The sequence below is a fragment of the Devosia sp. A16 genome (assembly GCF_001402915.1).
Taxonomy (GTDB): Bacteria; Pseudomonadota; Alphaproteobacteria; order Rhizobiales; family Devosiaceae; genus Devosia_A.
The window spans coordinates 2,598,523-2,610,746 of sequence record NZ_CP012945.1; the positions used below are offsets into that span (position 1 = coordinate 2,598,523).

General features: G+C 65.7%; 12 protein-coding genes. 8 read left to right on the forward strand and 4 right to left on the reverse strand.

Annotated elements, in window-relative coordinates:
* Positions 1-20: 20 nt before the first annotated feature.
* The 8 genes from APS40_RS12660 (at position 21) to APS40_RS12695 (ending at position 7,915) form a co-directional block, all read left to right on the forward strand.
* A complete protein-coding gene (locus APS40_RS12660; RefSeq protein ID WP_055047392.1) occupies positions 21-1,070 on the forward strand; it encodes a sugar ABC transporter substrate-binding protein in 1,050 nt (349 codons plus the stop codon).
* A gap of 182 nt (positions 1,071-1,252) precedes the next feature.
* A complete protein-coding gene (locus APS40_RS12665; RefSeq protein WP_055047393.1) occupies positions 1,253-2,242 on the forward strand; it encodes an ABC transporter permease in 990 nt (329 codons plus the stop codon).
* Positions 2,239-3,234, forward strand: a complete 996-nt coding sequence (locus APS40_RS12670; RefSeq protein WP_055047394.1) for an ABC transporter permease — start codon at positions 2,239-2,241, stop codon at positions 3,232-3,234. Before APS40_RS12665 ends, APS40_RS12670 begins: the two co-directional genes overlap by 4 nt.
* 35 nt (positions 3,235-3,269) lie before the next feature.
* Positions 3,270-4,463, forward strand: coding sequence for an enolase C-terminal domain-like protein (locus APS40_RS12675; protein ID WP_055047395.1), 1,194 nt, complete (start codon positions 3,270-3,272; stop codon positions 4,461-4,463).
* Positions 4,464-4,639: 176 nt separating this feature from the next.
* Entirely contained in the window at positions 4,640-5,419 is a 780-nt protein-coding gene (locus APS40_RS12680; RefSeq protein ID WP_055047396.1) for an IclR family transcriptional regulator, read from the forward strand.
* A gap of 227 nt (positions 5,420-5,646) precedes the next feature.
* Positions 5,647-5,958 (forward strand): L-rhamnose mutarotase, encoded by a 312-nt coding sequence (locus tag APS40_RS12685; protein WP_055047397.1) that lies wholly within the window; start codon positions 5,647-5,649, stop codon positions 5,956-5,958.
* A gap of 15 nt (positions 5,959-5,973) precedes the next feature.
* On the forward strand, positions 5,974-6,882 hold the full coding sequence (locus APS40_RS12690) for a dihydrodipicolinate synthase family protein (protein WP_055047398.1): 909 nt from the start codon (positions 5,974-5,976) through the stop codon (positions 6,880-6,882).
* A gap of 1 nt (position 6,883) precedes the next feature.
* Positions 6,884-7,915: an aldo/keto reductase gene (locus APS40_RS12695; protein ID WP_055047399.1), complete on the forward strand. Its 1,032-nt coding sequence runs from the start codon at positions 6,884-6,886 to the stop codon at positions 7,913-7,915.
* Between the two features lie 58 nt (positions 7,916-7,973).
* Here the strand turns inward: APS40_RS12695 and APS40_RS12700 are convergent, their stop codons facing one another.
* The 4 genes from APS40_RS12700 to APS40_RS12710 all read right to left on the reverse strand — a co-directional run bounded on the left by APS40_RS12700 (position 7,974) and on the right by APS40_RS12710 (position 12,181).
* Positions 7,974-8,912, reverse strand: a complete 939-nt coding sequence (locus APS40_RS12700; protein WP_236884099.1) for an IS110 family transposase — start codon at positions 8,910-8,912, stop codon at positions 7,974-7,976.
* Between the two features lie 388 nt (positions 8,913-9,300).
* Positions 9,301-9,435, reverse strand: a complete 135-nt coding sequence (gene cydX, locus APS40_RS24475) for a cytochrome bd-I oxidase subunit CydX (RefSeq protein ID WP_082434371.1) — start codon at positions 9,433-9,435, stop codon at positions 9,301-9,303.
* Positions 9,436-9,446: 11 nt separating this feature from the next.
* Positions 9,447-10,595, reverse strand: coding sequence for a cytochrome d ubiquinol oxidase subunit II (cydB, locus tag APS40_RS12705; RefSeq protein WP_055047400.1), 1,149 nt, complete (start codon positions 10,593-10,595; stop codon positions 9,447-9,449).
* An 11-nt stretch (positions 10,596-10,606) separates the two neighbouring features.
* Positions 10,607-12,181: a cytochrome ubiquinol oxidase subunit I gene (locus tag APS40_RS12710; RefSeq protein WP_055047401.1), complete on the reverse strand. Its 1,575-nt coding sequence runs from the start codon at positions 12,179-12,181 to the stop codon at positions 10,607-10,609.
* Positions 12,182-12,224: the final 43 nt, after the last annotated feature.

Genomic DNA, 12,224 nt, shown 5'->3' on the forward strand with positions numbered 1-12,224 from the left:
GCAAAGGGAGGAGACCTATCTTGCGCAACTCGCTACGTGCCTTCGCCGTCACGGCGCTATCGGTTCCCGCGCTCATCGGCATCGCCGGTGTCGCGGAAGCCCAGGACAAGTTCAAGCTCGGCATGGCCGTGGGTGGCAACACCTGCTGCGAATGGATGAAGGCGCAGGGCGACGTCGCCCGGGCGCTCGCCGAAAAGAACGGCTGGGACTATGTCGAGCTTTCCAACAACAACGACCCGGCGACGGCGCTGAAGAACGCCCAGATCTTCGTCCAGGAAGGCGTCGACGCGGTCATCCAGTTCAACGGCCAGCCCTCGTCCAACCCGGCCATCTCGGCCGTGCTGAAGCAGGCCAATATCCCCGTCGTCACCTACGACATCGCCGATCCCGGTATGTACTTCGTCGGTATCGACAATCTCGGCGCCGGCATTGCCGGTGGCGAGCAGCTGGGCAAGCTGATCAAGGAAAAGTGGAACTGCGAGCCGGATCTGGTGATCTCGGCCGAAGGTGCCGCGGCCGGCATCGTCAATGAGTGGCGCACCGGCGGCATGCGCACTGGTTTGAAGAACATCTGCCCAGATATCCCCGAGGCCAAGTGGGTGAGCTTCGAGAGCCAGGGTGACGCCGCGGTCGGCCTGCCGGCCGCCCGCGATCTGCTCGCCGCCCATCCCGACGCCAAGAAGATGGCCGTCGTCGGCCTCAACGATGGTGGCGTGCTGGCGCTGATCAACGCCGCCGAGCAGCTCGGTCGCGCCGACGAGGTGGTGGGCTGGGGCCAGGACGGCGCTTTCATCACCGGCGACAACGTCAATCCGCATCTCGCCGGTTCGGTGTTCTACTTCCTCGAAGGCTACGCGGTGTACGCCATCAGGGACGTGATCGGCCCGATCGCCGCCGGCAACGTGCCGCCGCTCAAGGCCGACGCCGGCGACCCGGCCTCCAAGGTGCAGCCGTGCCCGGTCTCGGCCGAACAGGCCAAGTCCGTGCCCGACATGCCCGAACGCGTCGCCCAACTGCTCGCCGCCCCGGCGGGAACGACCGAGTACGAGCTGTTCTGCCCGAACAAGTGAGTTGAGCTGAACGAGAAGGCCCCCTCACCCGGCGCTACGCGCCGACCTCTCCCCCGAGGGAGAGGTGAAGGTGAGGCACGATCTCGCCCCGTCACCACCTCTCCCTCTGGGGGAGAGGTCGCCGCAAAGCGGCGGGTGAGGGGGCCTTCTGAACTGCAAATAACCCCTCGGAACCACCGCCGATGTCCCTCAACCAAGCCATCGAGACCGCGCCGCCGGCCATCCCGCTTCGGGCTCGCTTCGGCGACTGGGGCACCGGCCTCATGCTGGTGGCCGTGTGGGTGCTGCTGGTCGTCGCAACCGCGCTTTACCGCCCCGATTTCCTGTCGCAGCAGACGGTGCTGGCAATTGCCTTCACCATGTCGATCGTCGGCGTGCTGGCGATCGGGCAGGGCCTCGTCGCCATCTCGGGCGGCTTCATCGACCTCAGCCAGCCGGCCGGCATGATCACCGCCAGCCTCGTGGCCGTGCGACTCTCGGAAGCCGGCTTGCCGCTTCCGGTGGTGATCGTCGGCGCCATCCTCACCGGCATGCTCTGGGGTGCGTTCAACGCTGCGATCATCGTGTTTGCCAAACTGAACCCGGTGATCGTGACGCTGGCCACCAACTTCATCGGGTTAGCAGCCTTGTTCCTGGTGTTCCAGCTCGCCGAGGTGCCGCTCAATTCGCCGATCTACCACTTCGGCCGCGCCAGTTTCCTTGGGCTGCCGGCGATCTTCTGGCCGATGCTGGCTTTGGTGCTGGTGGTCGGGTTCCTGCTGCCGCGTACCCGTTATGGTCGCCGCGCTACTGCCGTCGGCGGCAATCGCGCGGCCGCCAAGGCCCGCGGCATTTCACTGAAGGCGACCCGCTTCGCCGTCTTCATCGCTGCCGGCGGCTTCGTCGGCTTCGCTGCGGTGCTGTTTGCGGCGACCGCCGGGCCCTTCAACCCCGGCTCCGGCAACGCCATGCAGCTCAACATCATTGCCGCGGTGATCCTCGCCGGCATTTCGCTGGCCGGCGGGCGCGGCAATTTCTGGATGCTGCTCTTGAGCGTCGGCTTCCTCTCGACCATTCCGACTTCGCTGGTGTTCTTCGGGCTCAGCTCCGACACCCAGTCGATCTTCCAGGGTCTGATCCTCGTCATCGCAGTCGCCATCGACGGCTTCCGCGCGAGAAAAGGAACGCCATGACCGATACCACTGCGTCCACCCTGCCGCCCGCCCCGCATCACCCCTGGCGCGAGTTGCTGACCGGCTCGGTTGCCTCGATCACATTCACCTTTATTGCCGTAGTCGCGGTGGGCTGGTTCTGGGTCGGGCCGAAATTCCTCTCGTTCGGCAACATCTCGATCATGGGCACCTTCCTGATCGTGCCGCTGATCGTCGGCGCCTTCTCCGGCATGGCGCTGCTCTCGGGCGTCGTCGACCTCTCCATCGGCTCGATGGTCGGATTCTCCTCGGCGGCATTCGCCTTGCTGATCTCGCTCGGTTGGGATCCGGCCAGCGCCGCGGCGGTGACGCTCGTCGCCTGCCTCTGCTTCGGCGGCATCAACGCCATCGCCATTGTGGGCTTCGGCGCCGAACCGATCGCCGCGACGCTCGGCATGCTGGTGGCGCTGCGCGGCATCGCCTGGGTGCTGCTCGGTTCGCAGGGCGCCATCTTCGCCTTCAACATCGACATGTTCAACCTGGTCAGCACCACGGTGTTCGGCTTGCCGCTGTTCTTCCTTCTCGCCATCGGCTTGACCGCCATGGCTGCGGTGATCGTCACCAGGACCCGTATCGGCCGGCACGTGCAGGCGGTGGGCGGCGACGACAAGGCGGCGGCGCGCGCCGGTATCTCCGTGCGCAAAGTCCGCGTCGCCGCACTGCTGCTCTCGTCCTTCGGCGCCGGGCTCGGCGGCATCATCTACGCTGCGCAGCTCGGCAGCGCCGCGCGCGCCACCGGCGTCGGCCTCGAGTTCCAGGTCTATGCCGCGCTGATGATCGGCGGCTACTCGATCCTGCGGGGCGGCGTCGGCAACCCGGTCGGCGGTGCGCTCGGTCTCCTCGCGGTGGCCGGCGTCAGCAACATTCTCGATCTCAAGGCCATCAGCCCCTACTACGTAAACATCATTGTCGGTCTGCTGCTGCTGGCCGCAGTCCTGCTCGACCGCCTGCGCGGCGGCGACGCCTACGAATAATAACCAGTTATCACCTGATCCAAGGATAGTTCGCCGTGAAGATCTCCGACATCACCATCAAGACGTTCCGCACCTATGCCGACCGCTGGGATGTCGGCCACGCGCTGCCTTTGCCCAACACGCAGATGATGCAGACGGTGCTCACCATCCACACTGACGAAGGCGTGGTCGGGCACTATTTCGGCGGCGGCTCGCATGGCGACAACGAGGGCCTCAACGTCGTCGACCAGCAGCAGATCCTGTGGCGCATCAAGGACCTGCTGGTCGGCCAGGACCCCATGGACCGCGAGATGATCTGGAAATGGATGTGGGTCGCCAACGTCCAGGAAAACGTCGCGTCGGTCATCGACAACGCGCTGTGGGACCTCGCCGGTCGCTACGCCAACCTGCCGGTCTACAAACTGATGGGCGGGGCCGGGCGTGAGAAGGTGAAGGCCTACGCCTCGACCTATCCCAATATCGGCAAGCCGCACGTCTATGCCGAGCATGCGCTCGCCTGCAAGAATGAAGGCTACATCGCCTACAAGATTCACCCGCACTATTTCTGGAACCCCGAGACCGGCCAGCCGACCCCCGGCCGCCCCTCCAACATCAAGGCCGATATCGAGACCTGCCACCTGGTGCGCGAGGCGGTCGGCCCTGACTACGTGCTGATGTTCGATCCCTGGGGCACCTACATGACCATGGAGGAGGCGATCCAGGTCGGCCGCGAGCTCGAAAAGCTCAATTTCTACTGGTACGAACACCCGATGCCGGAATACCGCACCGAGAGCTACGTGCGGCTTTCCCGTGAGCTGTCGATCCCGATCCTCTCCCCCGAGATCATTGCCGGCGGCGTGTTCTCGCGGGCCGAATGGATCCTGCGCGGCGCCGGCGACATGAGCCGCATCGACGTGGTGCGCGGCGGCATCACCGGGGCGCGCAAAACCGCCATCGTGGCCGAGGCCTATGGCCTGCGCTGCGAGATGCACATGGCCGGTTGGGGCAACCTGCAGGTGATCGGCGCCACCTCGGAGGATACCTCGGAGTACTACGAGAAGGGCCTGCTCGCGCCCGGCGTCGACTACGACGCCCCGCACCCCTACCTCAGGAACACCGTCGACAAGATCGATTCCGAGGGCTTTGTGCACATGCCCAAGGGCCCCGGCATGGGCTACGACATCGAGTGGGACTATATCGACGACAACCTGATCGAACCCAACGCGACGACCAAGAAGACCCACTGGTGATCGAAAGCCCGACATCCGGTACGAGCCGACCCCCACCCCTGTCCCCTCCCCGCAAGGGGGAGGGAGACCCTCGCACGGCCGCCGGTGTTTTCGTCTCCCGCCCCCTGTTTAGGGGGAGGGGACAGGGGTGGCGGTCAGCCCGCACCGGCCAATCCGTTCTCGGAGTAGAAGCCTAGATGTCGAGCATCACCCGGTCCGTCCAGGCCATGGATCTCTTGGCCCGCAAGGGTCCGCTGGGCGTCCGTGCGGTGGCGCAGCAGTTGCAGCTGCCGCTCGGCTCGGTGCACCGGATGCTGCTCGACCTCGCCGAGGAGGGGGTTGTCGATCGCACCCCGTCGGGCGAGTGGGAGCTGAGCTTCCGCCTGCTCGAGATCACCGGGCTGCAGCTCGAGCGCATCGATCTGCCACGGCTCTGCCGGCCTTTCGCCGAACGGATCGCCGAGGCAACCAACGAGACGGTGAACGTCAACGCGCTGAGCGGCCTCAACGGCGTCTGCATCGACAAGGTGCGCGGCAACGAGGGCATGCAGCTCGACCTGCGTATCGGCTCGCGCGGCCCGCTCAACTGCGGTGGCGCCGGCAAGGCCATGCTCTCTTACATGCCGGCGGCGCGGCAGGAGGAGGTCTATACCCATCCGCTGCCTGCCCTTACGAGCCACACCATCACCGATGCCGGCAAGTTGCGCGAGGAAATCGGCCGCATCCGGGAGCGCTTCTATTCGATCGACGCTCAGGAGGTGGTGATGGGCGTCTATTGCGTCGCCGTGCCGCTGCTCGATCGCTCCGGTCACTCGGTCGGCGCCATGAGCGTCACCGGCCCGTCGGTGAAAAAGCCGGGCACCGAAACCGTCATGCCGGTCGTCGCCATGCTGTGGGATGCCTGCGAGCACGTGAGCCGACGGCTTGGCTACGCCGGTGAATGGCCGCCGGCGGCGGCTGCGCGGTTGGCGGGATGATGAAGGTAAAAGTTTCGGATCAGGAGCTTGCGGCGGATCGCCTTCTCCCCTTGTGGGAGAAGGTGCCCGAAGGGCGGATGAGAGGTTCTCTCCGCCCGCCCTGTCGCTCGTCGCTTCGCTCCGATCGCGCAACCTCTGGTTGCGGACCCCTCATCCGGCGCTGCGCGCCAGCTTCTCCCACAAGGGGGAGAAGGCATCCCGACTGCGAGATTCGAGGAACAGAGATAATGGTCCGTATCGCCTGGATGATGAAGCTGAAGCCCGGCAACGAGGCGATCTACAAGCAAAAGCACGACGAGATCTGGCCCGAGATGCTCGAGGCCATGAAGCGCGACGGCGTGCGCACCTTCTCGATCTACCGCAACGGCCTCGACCTCTTCGCCTACATGGAGCGCGATACGGCGCCCGATCCTGCGACCCCGGTCAGCGAGCTGACCTGGCGCTGGTGGGAGATGATGGCGCCCTACATGGAAACCAATTCCGACTTCTCGCCGGTGCAGCGCCCGGTCGAGGAAATGTTCAACTTCGAAAATCGCTAAAGAGAGCTATTGTCCATGAATTCGGCCGCTATCAGGGGCGTCGTGCCCATCCTCGTCACGCCGTTTCACCGCGACGGCAGCATCGATGAGGAGAGCCTCGCCCGCCTGATCGAATTCAACATCGCAGCGGGCGTCCACGGCCTCGGCGTGGCGCTGGGCAGCGAGGTGTTCAAGTTCAACGAGGCCGAGCGGGCCCAGATCACTGCGGCAACCGTCAAGGCGGTGAACGGCCGCGTGCCGGTGATCATCAATTCCGGCGCGGCCGGCACCGACCTTGCGGTGTTCTACTCGCGGGCGGCCGAAGCGGCGGGCGCCGACGCGCTGATGGTGATCCCGCCGTCCTTCATGCCGGTGAGCTCGGAAGAGATTTTCGACTATTACCGTGCCATCGACGCGGCGGTCGGCATCCCGATCATCCTGCAGGATGTGCCGCAGGGGCCGGTTTCCCCCGGGCTGGCGCTGCGCATTGCCGATGCCTGCAAGAACGTCAGATACATCAAGGTCGAGACCCAGCCGGTGACCGGCAAGGTGCAGGCCATGGCCGATGCGGTCGGTGACCGGCTGGTCATCTTCGGCGGCGCCGGCGGCAGCTACTTCATCGAGGAACTGCGTCGCGGCGCGCACGGCACCATGCCGTTCTGCAGCCAGCCCGAGGATTTCGTCGCGGTCTGGGACGCCTTCCAGCGCGGCGACGAGGCCGCGGCGCGGCAGCGGTTCGACGCCACGATCATGGCGGTGAACCGGCTGGGCAATCAGGGCGGCGACATCTTCTACGCCATCCACAAGCAGTTGCTGGTGCGACGCGGTATCATCCGCACTGCGTTCGTCCGTAGTCCGACGACCGCGATCGATCCGATCACCCAGCGCGAGATCGACGAGCTCCTGGCGGCGATCGTTCCGGCGCCGGTCGCCTTCGGCGCCTGAGATGGATCCGTTCGAGCTCAGGCCGCTCGGTCGAACCCGCCTCGAGCTGCCGCGGCTGGGGCTAGGCGGCGCCTCGCTCGGTAACATCTTCAACATTGTCCCCGAGGCCCAGGCCGACGCCACTATCGATGCAGCGTGGGATGCCGGCATCCGCTTCTACGACACCTCGCCCTGGTATGGACGCGGTTTGAGCGAGCACCGCATCGGGCGCGGCCTTTACCTTCGTCCGCCGGGCGAGGCGATCGTCTCGACCAAGGTCGGCCGCGTGCTGTACGCGCCCGACGATCCCGTCGCCTTCGCGGCGAGCGAGCGCAACTGGCCGAACGGCCTGAAGTTCCAGCACCGGCACGATTACAGCTATGGCGGGGTGATGCGGTCCTATGAGGACAGCCTGCAGCGCCTGAGGCGCAACCGCGTCGATGTGCTGGTGATCCACGATCTCGACCTCGCCAATCTCGGCAGCGAGGAACTGGTGCGCCGGCATCTCGATGAACTCGACGCCGGCGGCGGCATGCGGGCGCTCGAGGAGTTGAAGGCGGGTGGGCTGATCAAGGCCATCGGCGCCGGGGTCAACCGCATGGGCACCATCCCGCGCTTTCTCGAGCGCTTCGAGCTCGATTTCTTTCTCGTGGCGCTACCCTATACCCTCGCCGAGCAGCCGGTGCTCGATGCGGAATTCCCGCTCTGCGCGGCGCGCGGCGTCGGGGTGATCATCGGCGGCGTCTTCGCTTCGGGCATCCTCGCCACCGGCCCGACGCCGGGCGCCCGCTACAACTACCAGGTCGCCAATGCCGAGCAGCTCGAGCGGATCGGCCGTATCCAGGCGGTGTGCGAACGACACGGCGTGCCGCTCGCCGCCGCGGCGCTGCAGTTCACTTTGCACCACCCGCTGGTCGCCTCGGTGATCCCCGGCGCCTTCCATCCCGATCATCCGCGCCGCAATGTCGAGAGCATGCGGGTCGAAATCCCCGCCGACCTGTGGGCGGAGCTCAAGCACGAGGGCTTGCTGCGCCCGGATGCGCCCACGCCTTGAGGCGTTCGCCGAGAGCGGGACACTTGCGTCCCTCTCCCCTGAGCAACCGTGTTTGAAGTCAAGCTGGGCTTGGGATCCAAGGTGCGTCGTTTGCGAGGATGGCGTTTGCGGTCGTGAGCAGCTTTCGCATGGCGGCGACGATGGCCAGCTTTGCCGGTTTGCCTTGGCTGCGGAGCCTTTGATAGAAGGTTTTGATGGGTGGGTTGGCGCGGATGGCTGAGATTGTGGCCATGTAGAGGGCGCAGCGCACCGACAATCGACCGCCCGCGATATGAGCTTGGCCTCGCATCTGGCCGCTGTCGTGCACGAAGGGCGCCACCCCCGCCAGAGCTGCTGCCTGCTTGTTACCGATGCTGCCCAACTCGGGCATCTCGGCGATGAGTACGGCTGCCGTGACCCGGCCGATGCCGGGAATGGAGGCCAGCAGTTCGGCCCGGCGGTGCAGGCCGGCATGCTGCGCGATGTGCTCGGTGATCTGCTTGTCGATGGCGGCGATCTGAGTACTCAGGAAGTCGATATGGGCCTTGATGCTGGCCTTGATCGTCTGGCCCTCGGGGTGCTCGCTGCGCTGCTTCTCCATGGCCAGCATGTCCACCATCTGCCGACGCCGACGTACCAGGTCGGTCAGCTCCAGGGCATAGGGATCGTGCGGATCGGGCTGTGGCTGCATGAGGCGAGCGAAGCGCAGGATGGCCTGCGCGTCAATCGCATCGGTCTTGGCCATCTGCCCGTCGGCACGGGCCAGATCCCTCACCCGGCGTGGGTTGACCTTGCTCAGGGCAATGCCGTGTTCGGCCAGTTCGCGAGCCATCAGTCGGGTATAGCTGCCAGTGGCTTCACACACCACGTGCGGCCGCCTCAGCGTCCCGAGCCGCACGATCAGGCGGCGCACCCCTGCCTGGGTATTGGGAATACGAAGCACCGCGGTCTCGACCATGGCCAGGTCCAGGTGCTGCTTGGATACGTCGACGCTGACATAGTCGGGGGAAGCGATCATGATGCTCTGCCTTGTATGCGGGCCCGAAGCCCAACCAACCGTTCGAGATCGTCACGAAGGGCCGGAGGCGTACGCTCAAGGACGAGCTCGAACGCTCAGGGGAGACACACGCCCCCCGACCACAGGCCCCGGAAAAACACCAGAACCTGCAGGGTCAGATCTGATCACTATCGACCCACAAACGGAACATACAAGGGGAGAGGGTAGTGAAGCCAGGGCCGCAGGTCCGTGGCGGAACTAGGGTGAGGGGTTCAGCTTTCCAGCGAGCGCTCGCCGCGCCGCTTACCCCTCAACCGGCGCTTCGCGCCACCTCCCGGCGAGGGCTATGCCCTCGTCCGGTTCCCTGAGGGGAGAAGGGAGGGGGCCGCCGCCTGGCCGTGAAACGAACCTAAGTCGCCGGCCGGCTATCATCCGGTTTGGCACTGGCCTGCCGTGCGTCCTCGCGGAATTCGAACCACATGGCGTTGAGGATGCCGAAGCTGCAGGCGAGGCCGACGCCGAGGATCCACGAGAAATACCACATCTGTTAGTCTCCTAGTAGGCGTTGGGGTTCTTGCCGAGGCTCTCGGTCGTCACCGGCCCACGCATCACCCGGAACACCCAGCTGGTGTAGGCGAGGATGATCGGCAGGAAGACGATCGTGGCGCATAGCATGAAGAACAGCGTCAACTGGCTCGACGACGCGTCCCAGACAGTGAGGCTCGACTGCGGGTCGGTCGATGAAGGCAATAGGAACGGGAACAGCGACAGGCCGGCGGTGGCGATGATGCCGAAGATGGCAAGGCTCGAGCCGAGCAACGCCACCAGCCGGGCACGGGCGCCCAGCGCCCACCATGCCACCAGACTGCCGAACACCGCCAGGATCGGCAGCGCCATGGTCCACGGCATGGCACCGTAATTGCCGCCCCAGGCGCCGACTTCCCGCACGACCTCCTTGCCCAGCGGGTTCGAGGGCGCGATGGTCTGCGCCGGGCCGACCAGCCGGTAGCCTTCGAGCACGTAGAGCGCGAACAGCCCGCCAACGACGAACAGCACGATGGTGGCAAGCGCCGACCAGCGGCCATAGCGCCGGGCCCGCTCCGCCATCTCGCCATCGGTGCGGCCGGCAATCACCGCGGCGCCCTGCGTCGCGATCATCATGAGGCTGACCAGCCCGGCGAGCAGGGCGAAGGGGGTCAGAAGGCCGAAGAAGTTGCCGCTATAGGCGACGCGTTGCGTCACATCGAGCTGGAAGGGCGCGCCGAGGAACACATTGCCTACGGCGACGCCGAAGATCAGCGACGGCAGGAAGCCGCCGACGAACAGGGCGGCGTCCCAGGTGGCGCGCCAGCGCGGATCGTTCACCTTGCCGCGGAATTTGAAGCCCACCGGCCGGATGATCAGCGCCAGCAGGATCGCGATCATGGCGATGTAAAAGCCGGAGAAGCTGACCGCATAGAGCTGCGGCCAGGCGGCAAAGATGGCGCCGCCGCCTAGGATCAGCCACACCTGGTTGCCCTCCCAGGTCGGGCCGACGAGGTTGAGCAGCACGCGCCGTTCGTCGTCGGTCCTCGCGACGAAGGGCAGCAGCGTGCCGACCCCCAGATCGCGCCCGCCCATGATAGCAAAGCCGATCAGCAGGATGCCGAGCAGCGCCCACCACAGGATGCGCAGCGTTTCATAGTCGAGAGGAATGGTGCTCATCGGGCTGCTCCTTACTTGGCGGGGGCGACGGCGGCCGCGTCGACCGGCTCGACCGACTGGTCGAAATTCAGCTTGTCGGACGGGCCGTGCTTGATGGTGCGAACCATCAGCCAGACCATGACGACCAGCAACGAGGTGTAGAGCAGCATGAAGAAGCTCAGCGAAATGACGAGGTCCCAGAAGTTGAGCCCCGAGGCGGCATAGAAGGTGGGCAGCACCCCCTCGACCACCCAGGGCTGTCGTCCGTACTCGGCAATGAACCAACCCGCCTCGATGGCGATCCAGGGGAGCGGCAGCACGGCGACCGCGACCCAGAGCAGCCAGCGTGGATTTTCGATCCGGTGGGTGGACGCCTTCCAGAACCACAGCGCGAAGAAGGCGATGAAGAAGAAGCCGGCGCCCACCATGACGCGGAAACTCCAGAACAGCGGCCACACGTCCGGGACGGTATCGAGCGCCGCCTGGGCGATTTCCTCGCCGGTGGCGTTCTCGACGTCCGGCCGGTATTTCTTCAGGAGCAGCGCGTAGCCGAGATCGGCCTTGGCCGCATCGAACGCCGCCCGGGCGGTGGCATCGTTGCGGTCCGCCTGCAGGGCGTTGAGCGCCTTGTAGGCCTCGATGCCGCTGGCGATGCGCAACGCCGCATGCTCGGTGAGTTCGGTAATCCCCGGCAGGTCGCGATCGAGCGAGCGCGTGGTGATGAGGCCCAGCACCCAGGGGAACTTCACTTCGAAGGCAGGTCGCCCGTCGCTGCCCGGAATGGCGAACAGGGTGAGCGCGGCCGGTGCCGGCTCGGTGTGGTACATCGCCTCCATCGCGGCGATCTTCATCTTCTGGTGCTCGGTCGCCACATAGCCCGACTCGTCACCGAGGACGACGACGCTGAGCGCCGAGGCAAGCCCGAAGCTGGCCGCCACGACCATCGAGCGTTTCGCCAGTTCGACATGCTTGCCGCTGAGCAGGAACATCGCGCTCACTGCCAGCACGAAGACGGCCCCGCACACATAGCCGGCCGACACGGTGTGGACGAATTTGGCCTGCGCCACCGGGTTGAACAGCACCGCCATGAAGTCGGTGACTTCCATGCGCATGGTGTCGGGGTTGAAGGCGGCACCCACCGGGTTCTGCATCCAGCCATTGGCGATCAGGATCCACAGCGCCGAGAAGTTGGCCCCAAGCGCCACCAGCCAGGTGACGGCGAGGTGCGCCACGGGCTTCAGCCGGTCCCAGCCGAAGAAGAACAGCCCGACCAGCGTCGCCTCGAGGAAGAAGGCCATCAGCCCTTCCATGGCGAGCGGGGCGCCGAACACGTCGCCGACATAGTGGCTATAATAGCTCCAGTTCATGCCGAACTGGAATTCCATCACCACGCCGGTGGCGACGCCCATGGCGAAGTTGATGCCGAACAACACCCCCCAGAACAGTGTCGCCTTGCGCCAGACGACCCTGCCGGTCATGACATAGACGCTCTCCATGATCGCCATCACAAAGGAGAGGCCCAGTGTCAGGGGCACGAACAGGAAGTGGTACATCGCTGTCGCGGCGAACTGGATGCGCGACAGATCGACGACGATGGGATCGACCATGGGGATGCCTCGTGTTGTCCGACCCCCGCAATGGCTGGCCGGC